The organism is Acinetobacter sp. 1294243 (assembly GCF_000588015.1).
GTDB classification, from domain to species: Bacteria; Pseudomonadota; Gammaproteobacteria; order Pseudomonadales; family Moraxellaceae; genus Acinetobacter; species Acinetobacter pittii.
The window spans coordinates 15,870-38,584 of sequence record NZ_JFXG01000022.1; the positions used below are offsets into that span (position 1 = coordinate 15,870).

Genomic DNA, 22,715 nt, shown 5'->3' on the forward strand with positions numbered 1-22,715 from the left:
CAGATTATACACGCATCGGCATAACGACATAGGTTTGATCAGGATGTGCCGGATCTTGAACCAATACAGATTGATTTGCCTCAGTCATGCTCATATTTACATCATCACCATCAAGCACACCTAAAACATCCAGCAAATATTGTGCATTAAATGACATTTCAAGCGGTATGTTTTGATACTGAATCGCTAAATCTTCAATCGCTTCGTCTTGTTCAGGGTTATTTGCACGTAGCTGTAAAGAATCTTGATTAAAATTCAAGAAAACACCACGTAATTTCTCATTACTCAAAATTGCGACACGTTGTAATGATTGTTTGAACACATCATGGCTAATTAACACATGTTTATCGCCACCACGTGGAATTACACGACGATAATCAGGGAATTTTCCATCAATCAACTTTGTAGTAAAGCGAACAGTGATATCGCCCTGCTCTTTGTCACGGCTTGGCGTATTAATTGTGACATTTAACAATTCGCGACCAATCAGCAACGTTAATTGTTCATCTTCAATGCTAAGTAAACGCTGTAATTCACCAACAGCTTTACGAGGCACAATTGCTTGGACCAATTGAGATGATGTAGAAGAAGCAGTAATTTCACAAAGTGCTAAACGGTGACCATCTGTTGTTACTGCACGTAATTGATTTTCATCAATTTCTAATAAAGTACCCGTTAAATAGAAACGTACATCTTGTACGGCCATAGCAAAAGCCGTTTTTTCAAATAAACGCTTTAACTCACGTTGAGTGACCTTTACTTGTGTACCTTGACTATTTTCAGTGGTCAATAATGGATAATCTTCTGCCGGTAAAGTACCTAATACAAAACGGCTATTACCAGATTTTAAAATACATCTTTGATCTTCTGTAATTTGTAAGTCAATCAATGCAGCTATAGGCAATGATTTACAAATTTCCATCAACTTACGAGCAGGAACAGTTGTTTCACCTGCTTCAATGCATGCCCCTTCTGTTAAAACAGTACTGGCAACCAGCTCGACTTCTAAATCAGAACCGGTAATGGTGAGTGCCTGAGCATTAGTCTGAATTTTGACGTTTGAAAGAATATTCAATGTATGACGACGTTCTACCGCACCGACAACATGCGATAAAACATTGAGTAAGCTTTCTTTAGCGATTTTCAAACGCACGATTCATTCCTCTAGCAACTTGGAGCAAATATTTCATTTTTTAGCTGTGTACTATGCTGCACTTACGTAGACTTTGCAACAACGTCTTATCATTTCATTAACTCTGGAGTAGACGCAGTAGATTTTTATAATCTTCGTCAAAAATCGGATCTTCTTCACGTAGACTTACTACTTTTTCGCAAGCATGCATGACTGTACTGTGGTCACGTCCACCAAAAGCCATTCCAATTTCGGGAAAACTATCACCAGTTAACTCACGAGCAAGTCCCATTGCTAACTGACGTGGTCGCGCATAGATTCGAGTCCGCTTTGGTCCTACCAATTCTTTTAAAGGAATACGGAAATATTCACTCACCACACGTTGGATATTTTCTACACTAATTGTACGCGCACGGATTGCCAACACATCTTTTAAAGACTCTCGGACAACATCAAGATCAATTGGTGCACCTTTAAAACGAGAAATTGCGACGACTTTATTGAGTGCGCCTTCAAGTTCACGTACGTTGGCAACTACTTGTTGTGCAATAAATAATGCGCAATTTCGAGGTAAATCAACGCCGCTATTTTCGGCTTTTTTCAATAGAATTTCGATACGAGTTTCAATATCTGGCGGTTCAACGCCTACTGAAAGACCCCAAGAAAAGCGAGAAACCAAACGCGGGTCTAACTCGGTCAATTCTTTTGGATAACGATCTGAAGTTAAAATAATCTGTTTAGATTCATCAAGTAATGCATTGAATGTATAGAAGAATTCAACCAAACTTGCTTCTTTACCTGCTAAAAGATGAATATCATCGACCAACAATAAATCTAAAGAACGGCAATTTTTCTTAAATTCTTCAACTTTGCCTTTTTGCAAAGAACTTACAAAATCCTGAACGAAGCTCTCAGAGGTCATATACATCACCCGTGCATTAGGCTTGGCTTGCAATAAAGCATTACCAACTGCCTGCATCAAGTGAGTCTTACCCAATCCTGTCGGACCATATAAGAATAAAGGGTTATGCTGTGAAGCACCTAATTGTGTTAATACCTTTCTACATGTTTCAGCAGCCATCTGGTTCGAACGGCCTTCAACAAATAAAGAAAAAGTAAATTGGGGGTTTAATAGTTTCTTTTTCGGTGTTTTTGGGTTCACTACACTATTAGTAGTAGGTGAACTGGAAATAGAATCTGGTTCTTTTTTTACTTTAATACTTTGTTGGGACGCAGTTTGCAAAGCAGCAGTTGTAGTTGCTGGCTGCTCACCTGATGACAAAATACTACCAGGACGAGAATCAACTAAAATCTCAACCTGACGTACTCGCCCTTCTGATAACTGTTCGGCCAATATAGAAATTAATTCTAGATGGTTCTCTTGAATGTAACGCGTCCAATAAGGATTAGGTGCATAAAGACGCAGTGTCCCTTCTACTTCTTCAGCAACTAATGGGCGAATCCACATCGCAAAGACGTTATCAGAGAGCTCTTGTCGCAAGCGAGTTAAGCAGTCTGTCCAAAGCATGTGTATCCCCTATTTCTGCGTTTTTAAATTCAAATAATCTAAAGATTAACCCTTCCTGATGAGAAGGGGTCGCCATTCTAACCAAGTTATCCACATCTGTCATGACGATTTCAGTTGATTTTGTCTAAAAAGAAATCTCTTGTGAATGAATTTAAATTCAAAATGGCTTGTGTATAACTTTTTGCACAAGCTGTGGATAAATTAACACATAAACTTATCCACAATCCATAAATATAGTAAAAACAGAGTTATCAACAACTCAAATATATGTTTTTTAAATTTAAAAGTGCGAAATCCACAGAAAAAGTTATCCCTAATAAGAATAAATTTAAATTTCTAAATTTGAATTTATTTAATAGGGTGGAGATCTTTTGTGGATAACTGCAAAATATGAATTTAAATTCAAATACAGCAAATCCAAACCAAGATGGTATCTTGTTTTGTTGATAAATATGTATATAAGGTGTGTATATATTAAAAGTTCTAATAAAAATAGACAATTACTTTGTGTATAACTTTTAAAGCTATATATTGCACTGAATTATGACCGTGATAAAAAGAAGAGAAGAGATTAAAAATTTGGGTTAAATACAAAACTTTCTTGGTTTTTCATTGACAGCGTAAACATTGCACAATAAAATCGCGGACCTTTATAGAAAGATCATTTTTGGGAGTTTCAATATGAAACGTACTTTCCAACCATCTGAATTAAAGCGTAAACGCGTTCATGGTTTCCGTGCTCGTATGGCAACTAAAGCTGGTCGTCAAGTATTAGCTCGTCGTCGTGCAAAAGGTCGTCATAGCTTAACTGTTTAATACTGTTACGCTGACCAGACTTGGGTGTGATGACACTTTACAGTTTTAGCACAGACGTGCGAATACGCTGTGCTGCAGATTATAAAAGTGTATTTGATGGTGCGCTTTTTAAAGTGCATCAACCCCATTTTTTATTTCTTGCAAAATTAACCGAACAGCCTAAAAGCCGTTTGGGTATTGTTGTTGCTAAGAAAAAAGTGCGCCGAGCGCATGAAAGAAATCGAATAAAACGTCTTGCTCGTGAGAGCTTTCGTCTACATCAGCCGAATTTTGGATCAGACATAGATGTTGTGGTGATGCCGAAAGTTGGTATAGAAACGATTACGAATGCTGAGCTATATCAACAATTAGACTTTGCTTGGCAAAAATTACAGCGCTTAGCAAAAAAACATTCTAAAGTTGGCACAACCTCGCAGAATTAAGAGATAGCCAATGGTCCGTTTTCTACGTTGGTTGATTCGACTGTATCAAATTGCGATTAGTCCGCTTCTTGGACCCCGTTGTCGTTATATCCCGACTTGTTCCCAATATGCGATAGAAGCATTGCAAACTCATGGTGCGATAAAAGGCGTTTGGTTATCTTCTAAACGGATATGTCGTTGTCATCCGTGGGGAGGATCTGGATATGATCCGGTACCGCCAAAAGCAATTCGTTTTATTTCGTTTCATCAAATAGATTCTCAAACGCATCATGTTGCTGTACCCTTTCGTGATCGTTTACTGAAGCAAAATCTCTCTAACCATTTGGGGTAATAGATATGCAACAATGGGCCAGGTTTGCAATTCTCGGGGCCATGTTTGTCACCGCATATTTGCTCATTTTGGCTTGGCAAAAAGATTATGGAAATGCTGCAACTGCTCCGCAACAACAAGCGGCAGCTGTAAGTTCGCATGAAGTATCTGCTGATTTGCCAAATGCTAAAAATGCAACAGTGGCTTCCGATGTGCCACAAGCAAATATTGCGCAGTCACAAACCACAGATGCAACTGCACCTGTGAATCAACAGCTTATTTCAGTACAAACTGACCTTTACCATATTTGGATCAATTCAAAAGGTGGTGATATTGTTCGTATTGAATTACTCTCACACGACAAAAGCAAAGACAGCGATCAACCTTTTGTTATGCTTGAAAATGATGCCAAGCGTACATATGTTGCTCAATCTGGCTTAATTGGTTTGAATGGACCAGATAGTAGTCGTGGTGGTCGTCCATTATATGCTGTTGAAAAGACATCATATACTTTGGCTGATGCTAAAGGTGTACAGGACCAAAAGGGGCAATCTGAAAAAGTTTTAAACGTTCCGATGGTATTTAAAACACCTGAAGGCGTTGAAATTATTAAAACTTTTACCTTTACTCAAGGTCAATATCCAATTGTTGTAAAACATCAAGTCATTAACCGTAGTCAACAAAGCTGGCAAGGTCAGATGTTTGGACAATTAAAGCGCGATAATTCTGAAGATCCAGGTAAATCTTCTCAAGGTATTTTCACTCTAGGAACTTTCTTAGGTGGAGCTTGGGGAACGCCTGATGCACATTACAACAAGCTTAAATTTGCTAATTTCTCAGAAGAAAAAGTAAATACTGAAGCGAAAGGTGGATGGGTTGCGATTGTTCAGCATTATTTTGTAAGTGCTTGGATTCCTGGAAACCTTAAGCTGACTCAAGCGAATGGTCAGCCTTATGTAGCTAAGCTTGAATCTCGTCAATCTGCTGATCACATGAATATCATTGGTTTTACCTCACCAGTGATTAATGTTCCGGCAGGCACTTCAATGGAAGTGGATGCAAAACTTTATTCAGGTCCGAAAGTACAATCTGAATTAAAAGATTTAGCTGTTGGTTTAAATCAGACTGTTGATTATGGTTGGTTATGGCCGATTGCTAAACTCTTGTTCTTAGGTCTTCAATTCTTCCATAGCATTGTGGGCAACTGGGGATGGTCAATCATCTTGCTTACCATTATGGTGAAGATGATCTTGTGGCCTTTATCTTCAAAAAGTTATCGTTCTATGGCGAAAATGCGTGTGATTGCACCAGAAATGCAACGCATGAAAGAAGAGTTCGGTGAAGACCGTATGCGCTTCTCGCAAGAAATGATGGCTTTATACAAGCGTGAACAAGTAAATCCACTTTCAGGTTGTTTACCATTGTTGCTACAAATGCCAATTTTCCTTGCTTTGTACTGGGTACTCATGGAAAGTGTGGAATTACGTCACGCACCATGGTTAGGTTGGATTCAGGACTTGTCAGCAATGGATCCTTGGTTCATCTTGCCGTTAATCATGGGTGCTACCATGTTTGCACAGCAAATGTTGAACCCGCAACCCGCTGATCCAATGCAGGCAAAAGTGTTCCGCATTATGCCGATTATGTTCACGGTATTTATGTTGTTCTTCCCTGCCGGTCTTGTACTGTACTGGATTGTGAACAACAGTATTACTATTTTACAGCAGTCGTTTATTAATAAGAGCGTTGAGAAAAGTCGTATCAATAAGACTGAATCAGCTTCTTAATCGTTGAACTTTTGCTGAATAAATCCGCTTAAGATGGTAATCTTAGGCGGATTTTTCTTTGGCTGGATTTTAGGTTTTTAGGTGAATAATATGCAAAGTCAAACCACGATTGCCGCAATTGCAACGCCACCTGGGCGTGGTGGTGTGGGCGTGATTCGCCTATCTGGACCTAAGGCTTATGAAATTGCTCAAAACCTGACACAAAAAAACTTGCCAGAAGCGCGTATGGCGGGTTTCCGTAAATTTTATGATGCTGATGGCAGTATTATGGATGAAGGGATTGTTCTATGCTTTCCCAATCCTCACTCGTTTACAGGTGAAGATGTTGTAGAGCTACAAGGTCACGGCGGTCCAGTCATCCAAAATGCCTTGCTTGGACGTCTATTTGAGCTTGGTGCAATTGCTGCAAAAGCCGGCGAATTTTCCATGCGTGCTTTTGAAAATGGCAAGATGGACTTGGTACAAGCGGAAGCGATTGCCGACTTGATTGATGCGACTTCGCAAGCTGCGGCACGCTCTGCGGTTCGCTCTTTACAAGGCGCATTTTCAACAAAAATTAATACCGTTTTAGAAAAACTGATTCATTTACGCTTGCATGTTGAAGCAGCAATTGATTTTCCTGAAGAAGAAATCGATTTCTTGGCAGATGGCAAAATTTTAGCTTTACTTGAGGATGTTCAGCAGTCGGTACATGCCGTTCAAACCTCTGCACGACAAGGGCAATTACTCCGTGAAGGTTTGCAAGTCGTTATTGCGGGTAAACCAAATGCGGGTAAGTCGAGCTTGTTAAATGCACTTGCTGGTGTTGAGCGTGCAATTGTGACAGATATTGCTGGTACAACTCGTGATGTTTTACATGAAAAAATTAGCTTAAATGGTCTACCAATCACCTTAACAGATACTGCGGGTCTTCGTGAAACAGGTGACATCGTTGAAAAAGAAGGGATTCGTCGTGCAATCAAAGAAATTGAACAAGCTGATTTGTTATTGCTGGTTTATGATTTAAACCAAGGTGATGACCCATTAAAACTCGCTCAAGAGTATTTTGCGGAACATATTGAACCGCGTCGTTTAATGTTAATTGGTAATAAATGCGATTTAACTGGTCAATTAGCTGAAATAAGTGATTTTCAAGGTTTCCGTCATATAACTGTTTCTGCAAAACAAGAGATGGGCGTACAAGGCCTCGTAGACGCGATTACAGCGCATGCAGGCTTCCACCCTGAGGAAGACACCTTTATTGCAAGAACACGTCATTTAGACGCAATGAAGCGCACGCAGCTCTATCTTTCAGAAGCACGTGAACAACTTGTTGTGTTTAACGCAGGTGAACTGGTTGCTGAGTCACTACGTCTTGCCCAAAATGCTTTAGGTGAAATTACTGGTGACTTTAGTGCCGATGACTTATTAGGCAAGATTTTTGGTTCATTCTGTATTGGAAAATAATTACAAAATTCTGAATGATGCACATCGCTGTGTCATTCAGTCACCTCGTTAACCGTATCTTTTTAGAACCTTTAAAAACTCATCTAGCTCATTCTGATCAACTTGTGCGTCTTTGAGCACGTGATAATGTAAATGCTGTTCCATCAATTCACTCATCAAACCGTTTATTGCCCCTTTAATTGCAGCAACTTGTTGTAGTATTTCTATGCATGAAATATCTGGCTGTTCAACAGCATGCTCAATGCTGTTGATTTGTCCTTTTAGTCGTTTTACACGATTAAGTATTTTTTTATCCTGACCAATGTGACTCATCTGTGTTCTCTTGTATAATTCAATATACTGGTAGGGAGTATATTGGGTTTAAATATTATGCAGGATCATAGTGTATCACGTCATCATCAACATCAGTTTGATGAAGGAAATCCACTTGCACAAAAACGTATTTTGATTGCAACGATTTTAACGGCATCAATGATGGTGTTAGAAATATTCGGTGGATGGTTTTTCAATTCAATGGCACTTTTGGCTGATGGTTGGCATATGAGTTCCCATATGTTGGCTCTCGGTTTAGCCTATTTTGCCTATCGCGCGGCTCGTCATTATTCCAAAGATCGTCGGTTTAGTTTCGGAACTTGGAAAATCGAGATTTTAGCGGGTTATAGCAGTGCAATTTTGTTGATGGTTGTCGCCATTTTTATGGCGTTTCAGTCGATACAACGTTTATTTAATCCAGTTGAAATTTTTTATAATGAAGCGATTCCGATTGCAATTTTAGGTTTGGTCATTAACTTGATTTGCGCATGGTTACTTCACGATGATGGGCACCATCACCATCACCATCACCATCACCATCACCATCACCATCACCATCACCATCACCACCACCATCACCACCACGAGCATGATCATGGGCATCATCACCACGATTTAAACCAAAAAGCTGCATTTTTACATGTAGTTGCAGATGCAGTAACTTCTGTTTTTGCAATTATTGCGCTTTTCGCAGGTAAGTATTTCGGATGGGATTTTTTAGACGCACTTTTAGGAATTTTAGGTGCTATTTTGGTTGCAAAATGGTCTCTGGGATTAATGAAAGAGACAGGAAAAACCCTTTTAGACGCAGAAATGGATCATCCGGTAGTTGAAGAGATCCGTGAAGTAATTGCTGAGTTTCCTAAACACATTGAAATTACGGATATTCATGTCTGGAAAGTCGCGAAAGGTAAGTTTTCTTGTATTTTGGCACTCGAAACTGATGATATTTCTTTAACCGCAGATCAGATTCGTCATGCTTTATCCATTCATGATGAAATCGTGCATATATCTGTAGAAATTAATACTCTAAAATCTATTTATGTTCCACGTGAAACATTGGCATAAATGAGTGGAAGTTTGGTTATAACTCGGTAATCAGTTCTGTTTTAAAAAGCTGAACTGATTAAAATGATCTCCTCTCCTACCTATGAGTCAGTTTTATGCTTAAAAAATTAGGAATATTGGCATTATTTAGCCTAACTGCAAGTGTGAGTTTCGCTAATGTAGATACTGTTAGGGAAAATATTAAAAAACAATATCCTAATTTGAAAATTAGCAATATTCAGAAAACTGAAATGCCTGGGTTATATAGCGCTAATCTTGATCAGCAAATCATTTATGTTGGTGAAGATGGGCAACATATGTTTATAGGCTCTATGATTCGGTTAAAAGACCAAAAGAACTTAACCAAAGATCTAGTTTTAAGACAGAACTCAATTGATTGGAAACAGCTGCCTTTAAAAGATGCGATTAAAACGGTGAAAGGTAATGGACAGCATGTTTTAGCAGTATTTTCTGATCCAAACTGCCCTTATTGTAAACAGCTTGAGCCTGAACTCGACAAGCTGAAAGATGTGACTATTTACACGTTCATCTATCCTTTAAAACCTCAGTCTATTGTGGTTTCTAGACAAGTTTGGTGTGCACCAAATCAATCTTATTCATGGAAAAAACTGATTCAGCAAGGTGTTAAACCAATAGCTGCGAGCTGTGCAAACCCAATTGATCGTAATTTGGAATTAGGAAAAAAACTCGGCTTTAACGGCACCCCTACCCTAATTTTTGCGAATGGTTTCAAACTGGTTGGCGCACGCTCTGCTGAAGAAATTCAGGCCGTATGGAAAGAGTTAGGTCTTTAAAATAAATTAAAAAAAGCACCATAAGATGCTTTTTTTATAAATGAATTAAAGTTTAGCTTTTTCGTGCAATCAAGTTGTAGATAAAAAGAATAACGATGGCACCAATCACGGATGCGATAAAGCCTGCAGCTGAGTTTTCGCCGTAAAGTCCAAGTAAACGACCACCATAAGTAGCTAGAAGTGAACCTGCAATACCAATCAAGGTCGTTACGATGAAACCTGCTTTATCATCCCCAGGATGCAAAGCACGAGCGATTAAGCCAGCAAAGAAACCAACTACAATAGCAACAATAAGTGACCACATATTTGTTCTCCAGTTGTTTTTTTGATGAAGTTAATGATTTTGCTTCATATTCTATCGTGCGGTAGAGCTGTCTATTTTGTCTGTAGCAGATTGCGACTTTTTGTGTCTTTTTTGTTCAAAGCTAAGGCTTTATATAAAAAAATAGCACCTTGCGGTGCTATTTCTCTGAAATTTATAAACCAATTTCACCAATAAATGGCAAGTGGCGATATTTTTGATCGTAGTCTAAGCCGTAACCCACAATGAATCTGTCTTCAACTTCAAAACCTAAAAATTTCACTTCAAGATCAATTTCACGGCGAGACGGTTTACTCACTAATGTGCAGAGTTGGATTGAATTTGGCTCGCGAGTTTGCAACATTTCAACGACTTTGCTTAAGGTATTGCCTGAGTCGATAATATCTTCAACAACCAATACATCTTTACCGCGAATTTCACCGTCAAGATCTTTTAAGATTTTGACATCTCGACTTGAAGTCGTACCGCCGCCGTAGCTAGACACTGTCATGAAGTCGAGTTCATGCGGTTTAGTAATTGTACGGCACAAGTCTGCCATGAAAATAACAGAACCACGAAGTAGTCCAATAAGAACTAATTCTTTATCACTATTTGCATAGTGAGCGTTAATTTGCTCGCCGAGCTCTTTGACTTTTGCTTGAATTTCTTCGGTTGAAATCATGATGCTCATTGCAACAGTCATGGCAGATTCCTACAAGATATAAAAGAAAAAATAAAAAAGGTGTTGACCTGCAACACCTCGAAAATCTGAGTTAATGGTAAAATTTTAAAGCAAAATGACGTTTCATGCACCCTTTGATGGCTGTGAAATTTTATCATTTTGCGGATTATGTCGATCACGCTTTAATGCAAGAGCACATATTCCAAATAATAACAAAAACTTAACAATGACTTTTTTATTTGGCTGTTTCTTTTTGATAAGCACGGTTTCCATAAATATAAGTCGCCTCAATATTACGGTCATCACCTAAAGTGAATAATGCAAACAGTGAGTCTTCAACAGATTTGGATTTAGACTGGCGAAGTTCCTGTAATGCTGTTGGCTTGAGATTCAGTACCACAAAGTCTGCTTCTTTACCGACATTGAAGTTGCCTAACTGATCTTGTAAATCAAGCGCTTTTGCTCCACCTAAAGTTGCATGATAGAGCGCTTCATAAGCTGAAAGTTTATCACCTTGTAACTGCTGAACCTTATAAGCCTCGTTAACGGTTTGCAGCAAACTAAATGATGTACCAGCACCGATATCTGTCCCTAAGCCTACTTTCACTTGTTTTTCCCAAGTTTTTTTCAGTGGAAATAAACCACTGCCTAAGAACAGGTTTGACGTTGGGCAAAATGCAATAGCCGATTGTGTATCATGCATACATTGCCATTCTTGATCTTCTAAGTGAACGCAATGAGCAAATACAGAACGTTTACCAGTCAGGCCATAATGTTGATAAACATCTAAATAGCCTGCTTGTTCTGGAAATAAAGATTTCACCCAAGCGATTTCATCTTTGTTTTCACTTAAATGGGTATGTACATAAACATCTGGAAATTCTTGTTTTAACTGCCCTGCTCTTTCTAACTGTTCAGGTGTAGACGTTGGTGCAAAACGTGGAGTAATCGCATAGAGAGCACGGCCCTTACCATGCCATTTCTCAATCAGTGCTTTGGTGTCGCTGTAAGCTGTTTCTGGCGTATCACAAAGCGCTTCAGGTGCATGGCGGTCCATGAGTACCTTACCAGCAATTAAACGCATCTGAACGTGTTCTGCGGCTTTAAATAAGGCATCAACAGACTCGGGGTGAACTGTACAGAAAACCAGTGCTGTGGTTGTACCGTGTTTCAGTAGCTCTTGAACAAAGAACTGGGCAATTTCACTTGCATATGCTTTGTCCTGAAATTGGATTTCAGTTGGGAAAGTATAAGTATTGAGCCAACTTAAAAGTTGTTCACCATATGCTCCAACCATTTCGGTTTGCGGGAAGTGAATATGGGTATCAATAAAGCCGGGTACAATCAATTGTTCTGGATAATGTTGAATCTCAACCCCAGCAGGTAGATGCGTCTGAGCGTCTTCCCATGCACCAAACCATTTGATTTTTCCATGTTCACTAACCAATACACCATCTTCCAAATAACGCACTTGATTTGGAATATCTGTTGGCTCAGAGACGGTTTGCTGGATATCTAAAAAACGACCACGCACAACGGTGGTATTTGCGATTAATGACATGGAAAGCCTTTATATTTTCACTTTTTTCGATTGATTGTACCCCAGTTAGCTAATATTTAAACGGTATAACGTTTACTTAGTCCCCATTCAGCCAAAATCCGTCGATAAGTCGTTGATGAACGGTCTGCTTCAAAATGTGCTTCCATCATTAGATCAAGCGGTAGTTCTTCTGGTTTTTGTGATTCGACCATGTCTTGGTCTTCGGCAAAAATTTGGGCATTAAATGCATATACCTTTTCTAAATCACCTGTTTGGTCAAAGTTACGGGTGAGTGGAACAAATAAACGGGTTTTATTATTTGAGATAGGACAACAGGCATTCAAAATTTTTAAGACTCCACCTTCTGGAAAATCGACCGTGAGTACGGCTGAAAAAGGTGGATAGACATCAAAGGTGCGCGTCCACAAAAAGCCTTCTGGTTCGAGATGTTTTAGTTCATGAGGATAGTTACTGACATTGCTGATATAGACCGTTTTTAAGCCATAGTCGGTACGTTCAGTGTGATATTTAGGGACGATGGGATTATCGCGATTCGCAAAGGCATTGTGATGTACCCACGCAAAATGAGCGACATCGATAAACCCTTCAAGTTGACGTCCACTAGAACCACCAATATCGACGAAAGGCGGTAAAATTGATTGATGCTCTGCGTGGTCCCAAGTATCTAATATAGGAATATTGGCTTTAGCAATATCACGACCATGAATACTGGTCCAAATGAGACCATATCTTTGTACAACTGGAAATTTGGTCAGAGAAAAACGATCAGAAATTTTAGTTAGTTCGGGCTGAGCTGGTATTTGGGTACATTTCCCTTCGGTGTTATAGCGTAGACCATGATAAGGACAGACAATCACCTCACCATCCACCCAACCTTTGGTTAATGGCACCCCACGATGTGGGCAAATATCTCGAACCAGATGAATTTCCCCACTTTCTGTTTTATATAACGCCATATTGACGTCTAGTAGCGTGACTCGTTGAGGTGCAGTAGAGACATCTTGAGTACGTGCGACGGGATACCAGTGAGTAGATAAAATTTCCCAATCTTTTGCTTCAAAACTGCTGTTACACGGCATGGCAACGGGCGTTAAAGTTGGAATCGCATTCATGGCATCACTCCTTAAAAAAATCAGGGCTCTCACGAGCCCTTAAAATCTAGGCTTTTTTCTTTTTAGGAGATGCAAAGAGCTTGCCAATATTGATTTTTAATTGAAGAAATAAGAATAAAATTATTAAATTACATAATATTAAGTCATTATATTTTTGAATTTTTGTTCTAATTTAGCTTTAAAAATAAATATTCATTATCGCTATATACGTAAAATGCTCTGTTTGATTGCGAATCAAGCATAATAAAAAAGCACCTAAAAAGTGCTTTTTAAAATACCTCTAGGTACTTATTACTCGACAAAATAATGTGCTGCAAAGTGAGCATCATTACCAATAATGTCATAGCAATCTTCACGAATAGACATGCCGGCGCATTGATGTCCAACCATCCATAAACCGAGTGTAGGTAGTTGCCCTGAAAATAATGGGGTATCTACCCATTTCTGTACGACATAACCGTATTTGTCATAGTCATCAAAATAAAAGCTACCAGAAGCCGCGCCTTGGTCATGGCCGTCTTGTAAAACTCGAATATTGGCCCCTTCCCTTGCCAAAATCGGCTTTTTCACCCATTTGCCAGACAACGCTTGTTGCGGGTCATAGGTATGGGTTTCGACCAACAATGGATGGTTTGGATAACGCTTCCAAAGCTCAACCAAAATCGCTTTATTTGAAAGTAACATTTTCCAGCAAGGTTCAATCCACTGTGTTTGTGGGTGGATATATTGAGAAAAGGCTTCTTCCCAGATCCATTCCCATGGGTAGAGCTTAAATATGTTTTGAATGGGCTGATTATGAAGATCAACAAAATCTTGCCCGTTCCAGCCTATGTTCTCCATAGAAAGCTCGGAAACTTGTAGATGAGCTTGATAAGCGGTATCCATTAAGTACTCTAAATTACCCCAGTCTTCCCTTCCAGCCTCCTGACAAGCAGCAAAATGCACATGGCTACCACGCGGTAAAATTGTTTTCCAGCGTTTAATCAGGTCTTCATGAATGCTATTGAATTGATCTCGGTTTGCAATGCCTGAGACTTGTTCTATCCACAGCCACTGCGCGACAGAGGCTTCGAGTAAGCCCGTCGGCGTGTCGGCGTTATATTCCAGCATTTTGATATTTCGCCCATCGTAAGCGAAATCAAAGCGGCCATACAGCATCGGAGCATTTTGTTTCCATGAATGTTCAATATGGTTTATAGCGACTTCAGGAATTTGAAAATAAGCAGGATAGTCGCCCCGTTGAATAAGGTCTCCTACTACCAATAAACACATCTGATGCAGTTCATTTGCTGCATCTTCAAGTTGTTCAATCTGCTTAAGGGTAAACTCATAAGCAACTCCTTCAGACCAGTAAATTGAGCCATCAAGAGAAGGTAAATTAAAATAATCAAAACCAATATTTTGATGCTCCACTTGCCAGTCTGGTCGTGGAGTAAATATTTTTCTTTTCATATTGAGTGAATGCCTAAAGACTTAGCCGCCGAAAGAAAAACCGCTACGGCCAAAACCACCACGAATTGGGGATGAAAAAGACGAACTTTTCGCTGTGCTTGAAATAATTGGTTGGCCTACACTCAAATTGCTGTAAGGATGTAAGGTATTGCCGTGGTAAGAAACTTCCCGATTATTTCGATAATACGCAGGACCTAAATAGCGACTACCAACATAGCTAGAACCATGTCCACTGGAGCTATTTTCTTGTTTACATGTTTCATTATTCCAGTCGCGAGCACAGTCATATTGGTTGTTATATACGTCTTGTACTAAAGGACCATCATTATGGCTACATGCCGTGATTAATAGAGGGACAACGACAAGATTAATTTTTTTAGAACGCATGAGACTCCACACATTTTAATAAGTATGTTCGGCATAAAATACCGAATAGCTGTTATCTATTATGTTTCTGATTAGGAAAGATAAATTTTAAGTTGGCATATAATATTAATCTGTTTTTTTAAAGTACAGTCTATTTTGAAAATTTAGATAACAAGGCATCTCACGTGTAGATGCCTTGTTGTGATGAATTAAGACTGCAATTGCTTTTTGTTGTGTCGTAGAGAAAGGTAAGCAGTGATTGCTAACACTATTACGATAAAGCTTAACGAGATCCAGATTGGCATGTGGAATACATCAAGCAACAACATTTTCGCACCAATGAACAATAAGATGATGCCTAAACCGTATGGTAAGTAATGCAATTTAGTCGCAGCGCCAGCAAGTAAAAAGAACATTGCGCGTAAACCTAAAATTGCCATTAAGTTCGCCGTTAAAACAATAAACGGGTCGCTAGTTACCGCGAAAATAGCAGGAATAGAGTCTACTGCGAAAATCACGTCTGAAGCTTCAACCAAAATCAAAACTAGAAATAACGGCGTTGCCCACAATAAACCGTTTTGACGTACAAAGAATTTGTCACCTTCAAGCTGTGGTGTAATGCGCATATGGTTACGTAACCATTTTAAGAGCTTGATATCTTCAATATTGGTTTCTTCATCTTGGCCTTTTAAGAACTTAAAGCCTGTATATACTAAGAACGCACCGAAGATATAAAGTACCCAAGAAAACTCTTGAACGAACCATGCACCAATAAAAATAAAGAGGGTACGTAGTACGATGGCACCTAATACGCCGTAGAGCAAAATTTTACGTTGTAGTGCAGCTGGAATAGCAAACGCTGCGAAAATCATTAACCAGACGAAAACGTTGTCAATTGCGAGGGACTTTTCGAGTAAGTAACCCGCAAAGTATTCCATAGTTTTTTGGTTTGCTAAGGTCACCCCAACTGTTTGTTGTAGGTAAAGCCATAAACCACCACCAAATAAGGCTGCGACGCTTACCCACGCTACACTCCAGTAAGCAGCTTGCTTAATTGAGACATCTTGACCTTGCTTTTGCTTAAAGCCTAAAAAGTCAATCAGGAGCATCACAATGACTATGCCAAAGAATGCTATGTACAGCCATAAATTGCCGATTGTTTCCATAAATCCTCCATACATCCGGCAATTGGGCATAAAAAAACCTCGACCAGTTGCCAGATGAAGTAAACATCTGTATCAACATGATCAAGGTCTTGCCTACATCATGAATTTCACGATGCTCAGATACCGACTTTTTAATAAAAGTGTATTGACGATACCTGACACATAACACTGCTGTTATGTTTGGAGGAGGCTACTCCCCTTGTCAAACTAAATTCTGTTTTGGATAAAACATATCCAAGTCGACATAGAATGGCAGATTTTTTTGTATTACGCAACTGAACTTAATGTCGTGGTTTGAATGCAAAAAAAGATCTATAGGTTATTTAATCAAACCGCGGTCTAAAAGTGGTTTGCAGATAATCTGATAAATATGAATACAGAATGCCGTCAAACTTGTACCGTAAGCATTCCAGAAGTAATAACCTGCTGTATTGACTAGTAGTGCGACAATAAAAGCCCCTAACATGTCTAAAGGGAAATGCACACCTAAATAAATACGTGACCACGCCACTACAAATGATAAAAATAAAAGAATAATTCCAATTATTTTGCGCTGAGCAAATAAATAAGATAAAGCAATGGTGCTAAAAATCAGCATATGATTACTTGGAAAAGATGCCGTTGGTGCATGTTCAATAAAAGTCGTACCCACACCCATGACAAACGGTCTTGCGTGATGGTAAAACAAAGAAATAACGTAACCGACTAAAAGTGATACGCAGGTTAAAAAGACAGATTTAATGACCCTATTTTTTAAATCTTGATCGCCATAAAACCATAAAAATGTAAGGATGAATAAGAGAATATAGAGGAGATCATTAGCAAAAAAGATAGCAAGACGAATGATAAATTGACTCGCATCCTGAGCCCCATTAATCACATGGAATAAGCTAAGGTTGAGTGTTTCTAAAGACATTCATATTCCAAACAAGAACAAAAACGTGAGCTATGATAAAGAATTAAGCTTAAGGTCTTGATAAAGAATTGTCACAAAAATGAAATCTAGCTCGCTGATGGGTAAAGATTAAACAACAGGTCTAGATAATTTTTAATGCGTGATCTAAGCGTTGATATTAAAGTGTTAACGTGTCGGCACTTTATACGAGAACGTTATTTCATGACTACTCAAGAAAAACAGAAAAAATTAAGTTTGAGGCCCCTATCTCCAAGAGATCCAAAACAATCCCATAGAGCAGCGACTCCCCTCGAATTATTGTTTGATTTAATTTTTGTAGTCGCAATTGCAACAGCTGGTCAGCAGTTACACCACGCGATTATTGAAAATCACCTCTGGCATGCACTGCCAAGCTACCTGATGGTATTTTTTGCACTATGGTGGGCCTGGATGAATTTTTCATGGTTTGCTTCGGCTTACGATAACGATGATGCTTTGTATCGCTGCCTTACCTTTGTGCAGATTGTAGGTTCATTGGTGATGGCTGCGGGTATCCCTGATGTATTTCGTAGTCAGGATTTTGATGTAATCATTATCGGTTATGTGATCATGCGCATGGCCTTGGTGACTCAGTGGCTCAGAGCAGCAAAACATGATCCTGAAAGGCGAGTTACGGCTTATCGCTATGCAATAGGTATAGTCTTAGTACAAATTGGCTGGCTTGTGGCTAACTTTGCTCATGTACTTTCAATACCTCTATTTTTATTTCTGGTTGTCGTGGAATTATTTGTTCCAATTTATGCAGAAAAATATTCTCCAACGCCGTGGCATCCTCATCATATTGTAGAACGTTATGCCCTACTCACAATTATTGTGTTGGGTGAGTCGATTGTCGGTAGCTTTAATGCCATACGTGATGCTTTAGCCGCTCAATCAATGAATATCCCTGCCATTTTCTTGATGGTGGGTGGATTGATGCTCATGTTCGCAATGTGGTGGGCTTATTTTGATCGTAGTGAACAACACCATCATGTAAAAGGTGTACGCCCATTTGTTTGGGGATACGGTCATTATTTTGTTTTTGTCAGTATTGCTGCGGTAGGTGCTGCGCTTGCTGCTGCCGTGGATGTTACAACCCATCATGCGCATATTTCTGATTTATATATGGGAATAGTCGTTGCGGTGAGTGTGGTGCTTTATACCACCTGTATTTGGATACTTTATGAGTTCCAATGCTTATCTGGAATCACGAAATGGTTTTATCCAATCACAGCGCTCATTATTTTATGTATTCCGTTTATTTGTAATAACGTGGGATATAGCGTTTTTGCGATGGGCATTGTCTATAGTTTACGTTTAATCGTTTCTAATAAATTTATGGCCAATATAGAGCCAGAAAAGCTTTAAAAGTCACTGATAAAAAAGTGGGTTTCAATTTGAAACCCATTTTTTATTGAATCATCTAAAGCGAAATTTAAGCAGCTTTTGCTTTTAATGCGCTCATTAATTTTTGATGTAAGCCACCGAAGCCACCATTCGACATAATCACCACAGCATCGCCCTCACCTGCTTCATTGACAATACGTTGAATGATGTTATCAAGTGAACGGCTCACTTGAGCATGGTTAGAAGCAGCTTCAATTACAGGTTGTAAATCCCAATCTAAGCCTTCTGGCTGATACCAGATCACTTCGTCTGCTAAGCGTGCTGAATGTGCTAAGCCATCTTTATGACTGCCCATACGCATCGTGTTTGAACGTGGTTCAATAATGGCCCATAAACGGCGTTCACCTAAGCGTTTACGTGCGCCATCTAAAGTCGTATCAATTGCTGTTGGATGGTGAGCAAAGTCATCATAAACCTCAATACCATTCACTGTACCGAGTAACTCCATACGACGTTTCACACCGCCAAAGTTAGACAAAGCTTCACAAGCTTGTTCAAGCGTAACACCTACATGTTGAGCAGCTGCAATTGTTGCCAAAGCATTCGCTACACTATGTTGCCCTGTCATGCTCCATTTCACTTCGCCAACGACATTGCCATTTTCGAGTACTTTAAAATGGCTGCCATCAATTGAAATGAGTTCGGCAGAGAGAGCAGCTTTTTCATTCGCTTCTAGACTTGTACGAATTACTGGTGTCCAGCAACCCATTTCAAGCACTTCATCAATATGCGTTTCAGTAATTGGCGCAATAATACGGCCTTCACTTGGAATGGTACGCACAAGATGATGGAACTGCTTTTGAATCGCTGCTAGGTCATCAAAAATATCGGCATGGTCAAATTCAAGGTTATTTAAAATCGCCGTTTTTGGGTGATAGTGAACAAACTTAGAACGTTTATCAAAGAAAGCAGAGTCATATTCATCGGCTTCAACACAGAAGTATTTACCACCGCCTAAACGAGCACTTTCACTAAAACCGAGTGGAACACCACCAATTAAAAAGCCCGGATTTAAACCAGCTTGATCAAGTACCCAAGCCAACATGGTCGTAGTTGTTGTTTTCCCGTGAGTACCTGCTACACCAAGTACATGTTTACCTTGTAAAACATGATCGGCAAGGAATTGTGGACCAGAAATATATGGTAGGCCTTCGTTCAGCATATATTCGACTGCATCAATACCACGTTTCATGGCATTGCCGACAATAACCAAGTCCGGATGAGGCTGTAAATGACTACGGTCATAGCCTTGCATGAGTGTAATGCCTGCATTTTCTAACTGGGTAGACATCGGTGGGTAAACGTTTAAATCGGAACCAGTTACCTTATGTCCTAAATCACGAGCCAAAAGTGCTAAAGAGCCCATAAAAGTGCCACAAATACCCAAGATATGCAGATGCATTGCTCGCCTTCTCCACTGCTTTTGTACACAACATTAAAATGAATTGCTGTGTGTGCATTATTGATAAATTTGCCAGCAACGATAGCAAGGCTAAACTCGAAAAGATAGTCAAAAATCGTTGTTGTTCTATGTGTTTGAGACCCTAATAAAACTACAGCTTTATTTTTTAGATTTAAGCTGAATTACAGTTTTATCTTTTATAATGTTTTGTATCGTTAAAATACTTAAATCATCGTGATGATGAAGGATGTGCCTTTGAGCCCAACGGTTTTAGCTTTTACGCTATTAATTATTTCTAACTGCTTTATGACACTTGCATGGTATGGGCATCTTAAATTTTTGCACCATGCTCCACTTTGGCAAGCGATTCTATTCGGTTGGATTATTGCCTTACTTGAATACAGTTTTATGATCCCAGCCACTCGTATGTTAAGCGCGCAAGGCTGGTTACTCGGTGAAATGAAGATCACTCAGGAAGTAGTTACATTGGTCGTGTTTGTACCTTTTATGATTTTCTTGTTTAAGCAACCCTTTAAACTCGATTACTTATGGGCGATGTTATGCCTATTTGGTTGTGTTTATTTCGTATTTAGAAGCCAATAATCCATGATAGCTTGTATTGAATAATTGATTCTATACAAGCTATTAATTTTTCAAATACCTCATTATCTTTCAGATATCTAATTAATTAATATTAATAAAAATTGAGAATGTGTCACTGTTAAACCATGACATTTTTTGATGATATTAAAAATATTCACAGAGCTGGTCAGTTAAATTTTCGTGAGATGAAAAATCAGTCTATAATAATGGGCTTCCGAACCATTTAAAACTTGGCTCTCGTCGAGATTTATCTTCTTTTACTTTTGTCTCTGGAACATTAGCAATGAATGCGGCCGCAGCACAAGACGCTCAACCTCTCGTTGGAATTATTATGGGTTCTCAATCTGATTGGGCAACTCTCGAAAACACAGCCAATATGCTTAAACAGCTTGGTGTCCCATTTGAAGCGGAAGTGGTATCTGCTCATCGTACTCCAGATCGTTTATTTGAATATGCAAAAACTGCACGCGATCGCGGTATTCAAGTGATTATTGCCGGTGCAGGCGGTGCAGCGCATTTACCTGGAATGTGTGCCGCAAAAACTGATTTACCTGTTTTAGGTGTGCCAGTTAAATCATCAATTTTAAATGGCGTAGACTCTTTGCTTTCAATTGTACAAATGCCAGCAGGTATTGCAGTTGGTACTTTAGCGATTGGTCCAGCTGGTGCAACGAATGCGGCAATTATGGCTGCACAAATCTTAGGTTTAACTCGTCCTGAAATCGCAAAAAATGTTGCTGATTTCCGTGCTGCGCAAACTGATAAAGTTGCAAGCAAAAATATTCCGGGTCAGGTGTAAGAGGCTGAGATGGATAAAACTATCGGTATTTTTGGTGGTGGGCAACTGGGCCGTATGATGGCTCAAGCAGCGTTACCATTAAATATTCAATGTACTTTTTTTGAAACAAATACAGATTGTCCAGCAGGTGTTTTAGGCCAGGTTTTTTCTAGCCAAGATGAGCAAGGCTTAAAGCAGTTTATTGAAAGTGCTGATGTTTTCAGTCTTGAGTTTGAAAATACGCCAGTTGAAGATGTTGATGTTTTGACACAAACCAAAACATTGCATCCTCCCCGTGTTGCTTTAGCGACTGCGCAAAATCGTTTGTCAGAAAAAGCATTGTTTGATGAGCTTACTATTCCTGTTGCGCCGTATCGTGCTGTAGATAGCTTAGAAAGCTTGAAAAAGGCTGTGGCTGAGCTTGGTTTACCGATCGTGCTTAAGACTGCAACTGGTGGATATGACGGCAAAGGTCAGTTTGTACTTCGTTCAGAAGATCAGATTGATATAGCTTGGGCTGAACTTGGCCCTGCAAAAAGTCTAGTTGCCGAAAGCTTTGTTAAATTCTCTCGCGAAGTTTCAATTATTGCGGTGCGTGGCCAAAATGGTGAAGTAAAAACTTGGCCATTGGCTGAAAACCATCATCATAATGGTATTTTATCGCATTCAATTGTTCCTGCACCGAATAGTGAAGCTTTGCAACCCGTTGCTCAAGACTACATTACTCGTTTGTTGAATCACCTTAACTATGTTGGTGTGCTGACTCTCGAGTTATTTGTAACAGAACAAGGTTTGTGTGCAAATGAGATGGCACCACGTGTGCATAACTCAGGCCACTGGTCAATTGAAGGCGCGGTTTGTTCTCAGTTTGAAAACCATATTCGAGCTGTTGCAGGATTACCATTAGGCTCAACAGAAGTTGTTCGCCCAACGGTTATGATCAATATTATTGGTCAACATCCTAAAACTGAGGATGTACTTGCCTTAAATGGTGCTCATCTGCATCTTTATAACAAGTCAGAACGTGCTGGCCGCAAATTAGGTCATATCACTTTAATGCCTGTGGATAGTAATGAATTGACAAATTTATGCCGTCAATTGGCGGAAATTTTGCCAGAACCACTCGCTTTAACAGCAGATATGACCCTCTAAAAGTATTTTTAATTCTCTAAAAAGCGATCTTCGGATCGCTTTTTTTTATCTTTTAAATTTAAAAAATAATAGAACATACATATTTTGGGGTTGTGGATAACTTTAATTGGAACTTTTGAATTTAAAAAAGCTACTGTAATTTGAATTTAAAACTACAAAAGGCAGCCTTGGTTGTTTTTGAATT

The 22,715-nt window shown here is 39.2% G+C and carries 23 protein-coding genes; 11 read left to right on the forward strand and 12 right to left on the reverse strand.

Annotated features, from left to right (window positions below):
* Positions 1-4: 4 nt before the first annotated feature.
* Positions 5-1,153 (reverse strand): DNA polymerase III subunit beta, encoded by a 1,149-nt coding sequence (dnaN, locus tag J655_RS25620; RefSeq protein WP_017481208.1) that lies wholly within the window; start codon positions 1,151-1,153, stop codon positions 5-7.
* 97 nt (positions 1,154-1,250) lie between these two features.
* A complete protein-coding gene (gene dnaA, locus J655_RS21705) occupies positions 1,251-2,660 on the reverse strand; it encodes a chromosomal replication initiator protein DnaA (protein ID WP_017481209.1) in 1,410 nt (469 codons plus the stop codon).
* A 681-nt stretch (positions 2,661-3,341) separates the two neighbouring features.
* Here dnaA and rpmH point away from each other — a divergent pair.
* The 5 genes from rpmH to mnmE all read left to right on the forward strand — a co-directional run bounded on the left by rpmH (position 3,342) and on the right by mnmE (position 7,441).
* Entirely contained in the window at positions 3,342-3,476 is a 135-nt protein-coding gene (gene rpmH / locus J655_RS21710) for a 50S ribosomal protein L34 (protein ID WP_000831329.1), read from the forward strand.
* A 29-nt stretch (positions 3,477-3,505) separates the two neighbouring features.
* Entirely contained in the window at positions 3,506-3,898 is a 393-nt protein-coding gene (gene rnpA / locus J655_RS0104805; protein ID WP_005063921.1) for a ribonuclease P protein component, read from the forward strand.
* Between the two features lie 10 nt (positions 3,899-3,908).
* Complete coding sequence (gene yidD / locus J655_RS0104810) at positions 3,909-4,229, forward strand: membrane protein insertion efficiency factor YidD (RefSeq protein WP_003656027.1); 321 nt, start codon at positions 3,909-3,911, stop codon at positions 4,227-4,229.
* Between the two features lie 5 nt (positions 4,230-4,234).
* On the forward strand, positions 4,235-5,995 hold the full coding sequence (gene yidC / locus J655_RS21715; RefSeq protein ID WP_032053113.1) for a membrane protein insertase YidC: 1,761 nt from the start codon (positions 4,235-4,237) through the stop codon (positions 5,993-5,995).
* Between the two features lie 90 nt (positions 5,996-6,085).
* Positions 6,086-7,441, forward strand: a complete 1,356-nt coding sequence (gene mnmE / locus J655_RS21720) for a tRNA uridine-5-carboxymethylaminomethyl(34) synthesis GTPase MnmE (protein ID WP_009392881.1) — start codon at positions 6,086-6,088, stop codon at positions 7,439-7,441.
* Positions 7,442-7,489: 48 nt separating this feature from the next.
* Here mnmE and J655_RS21725 read toward each other — a convergent pair whose 3' ends face one another.
* Positions 7,490-7,753: a metal/formaldehyde-sensitive transcriptional repressor gene (locus J655_RS21725; RefSeq protein ID WP_017481210.1), complete on the reverse strand. Its 264-nt coding sequence runs from the start codon at positions 7,751-7,753 to the stop codon at positions 7,490-7,492.
* Between the two features lie 57 nt (positions 7,754-7,810).
* Between J655_RS21725 and dmeF the strand changes: the two genes are divergently transcribed.
* Together dmeF and J655_RS21735 are read left to right on the forward strand one after the other, a co-directional pair.
* Positions 7,811-8,821 carry a CDF family Co(II)/Ni(II) efflux transporter DmeF gene (gene dmeF / locus J655_RS21730; protein WP_032053115.1) on the forward strand — a complete coding sequence of 337 codons (1,011 nt, stop codon included), beginning with the start codon at positions 7,811-7,813 and terminating at the stop codon, positions 8,819-8,821.
* A 95-nt stretch (positions 8,822-8,916) separates the two neighbouring features.
* Entirely contained in the window at positions 8,917-9,615 is a 699-nt protein-coding gene (locus J655_RS21735) for a DsbC family protein (RefSeq protein WP_017481212.1), read from the forward strand.
* 52 nt (positions 9,616-9,667) lie between these two features.
* Here J655_RS21735 and J655_RS21740 read toward each other — a convergent pair whose 3' ends face one another.
* The 8 genes from J655_RS21740 to J655_RS21780 all read right to left on the reverse strand — a co-directional run bounded on the left by J655_RS21740 (position 9,668) and on the right by J655_RS21780 (position 17,171).
* Positions 9,668-9,919, reverse strand: coding sequence for a GlsB/YeaQ/YmgE family stress response membrane protein (locus J655_RS21740; protein ID WP_002115476.1), 252 nt, complete (start codon positions 9,917-9,919; stop codon positions 9,668-9,670).
* Between the two features lie 172 nt (positions 9,920-10,091).
* The gene (hpt, locus tag J655_RS21745) at positions 10,092-10,619 is read right to left on the reverse strand and encodes a hypoxanthine phosphoribosyltransferase (RefSeq protein WP_002115408.1); all 528 of its coding nucleotides are present in this window, start codon (positions 10,617-10,619) and stop codon (positions 10,092-10,094) included.
* Positions 10,620-10,833: 214 nt separating this feature from the next.
* Entirely contained in the window at positions 10,834-12,159 is a 1,326-nt protein-coding gene (gene guaD / locus J655_RS21755) for a guanine deaminase (RefSeq protein WP_017481214.1), read from the reverse strand.
* Positions 12,160-12,215: 56 nt separating this feature from the next.
* Positions 12,216-13,271: an aromatic ring-hydroxylating oxygenase subunit alpha gene (locus J655_RS21760; protein WP_032053117.1), complete on the reverse strand. Its 1,056-nt coding sequence runs from the start codon at positions 13,269-13,271 to the stop codon at positions 12,216-12,218.
* Positions 13,272-13,562: 291 nt separating this feature from the next.
* On the reverse strand, positions 13,563-14,723 hold the full coding sequence (locus tag J655_RS21765) for a glutathionylspermidine synthase family protein (RefSeq protein WP_032053119.1): 1,161 nt from the start codon (positions 14,721-14,723) through the stop codon (positions 13,563-13,565).
* A 21-nt stretch (positions 14,724-14,744) separates the two neighbouring features.
* Positions 14,745-15,110 (reverse strand): hypothetical protein, encoded by a 366-nt coding sequence (locus J655_RS21770; protein WP_032053122.1) that lies wholly within the window; start codon positions 15,108-15,110, stop codon positions 14,745-14,747.
* A 188-nt stretch (positions 15,111-15,298) separates the two neighbouring features.
* Entirely contained in the window at positions 15,299-16,255 is a 957-nt protein-coding gene (locus tag J655_RS21775; RefSeq protein WP_000447689.1) for a TerC family protein, read from the reverse strand.
* Positions 16,256-16,574: 319 nt separating this feature from the next.
* Positions 16,575-17,171 carry an undecaprenyl-diphosphatase gene (locus J655_RS21780; RefSeq protein WP_032053124.1) on the reverse strand — a complete coding sequence of 199 codons (597 nt, stop codon included), beginning with the start codon at positions 17,169-17,171 and terminating at the stop codon, positions 16,575-16,577.
* Between the two features lie 135 nt (positions 17,172-17,306).
* Here J655_RS21780 and J655_RS21785 point away from each other — a divergent pair, with 135 nt between their 5' ends.
* A complete protein-coding gene (locus tag J655_RS21785) occupies positions 17,307-18,557 on the forward strand; it encodes a low temperature requirement protein A (protein ID WP_032053125.1) in 1,251 nt (416 codons plus the stop codon).
* A gap of 67 nt (positions 18,558-18,624) precedes the next feature.
* Here the strand turns inward: J655_RS21785 and mpl are convergent, their stop codons facing one another.
* Positions 18,625-19,998 carry a UDP-N-acetylmuramate:L-alanyl-gamma-D-glutamyl-meso-diaminopimelate ligase gene (mpl, locus tag J655_RS21790; RefSeq protein WP_017399665.1) on the reverse strand — a complete coding sequence of 458 codons (1,374 nt, stop codon included), beginning with the start codon at positions 19,996-19,998 and terminating at the stop codon, positions 18,625-18,627.
* Between the two features lie 240 nt (positions 19,999-20,238).
* On the opposite strand from mpl, the gene J655_RS21795 reads away from it, so the two are divergent.
* The 3 genes from J655_RS21795 to J655_RS21805 all read left to right on the forward strand — a co-directional run bounded on the left by J655_RS21795 (position 20,239) and on the right by J655_RS21805 (position 22,531).
* Entirely contained in the window at positions 20,239-20,601 is a 363-nt protein-coding gene (locus J655_RS21795; RefSeq protein WP_075384089.1) for a DMT family protein, read from the forward strand.
* A 283-nt stretch (positions 20,602-20,884) separates the two neighbouring features.
* Entirely contained in the window at positions 20,885-21,400 is a 516-nt protein-coding gene (gene purE, locus J655_RS21800) for a 5-(carboxyamino)imidazole ribonucleotide mutase (RefSeq protein ID WP_032015103.1), read from the forward strand.
* Positions 21,401-21,409: 9 nt separating this feature from the next.
* The gene (locus tag J655_RS21805) at positions 21,410-22,531 is read left to right on the forward strand and encodes a 5-(carboxyamino)imidazole ribonucleotide synthase (RefSeq protein ID WP_017399664.1); all 1,122 of its coding nucleotides are present in this window, start codon (positions 21,410-21,412) and stop codon (positions 22,529-22,531) included.
* The last annotated feature ends 184 nt before the right edge of the window (positions 22,532-22,715 follow it).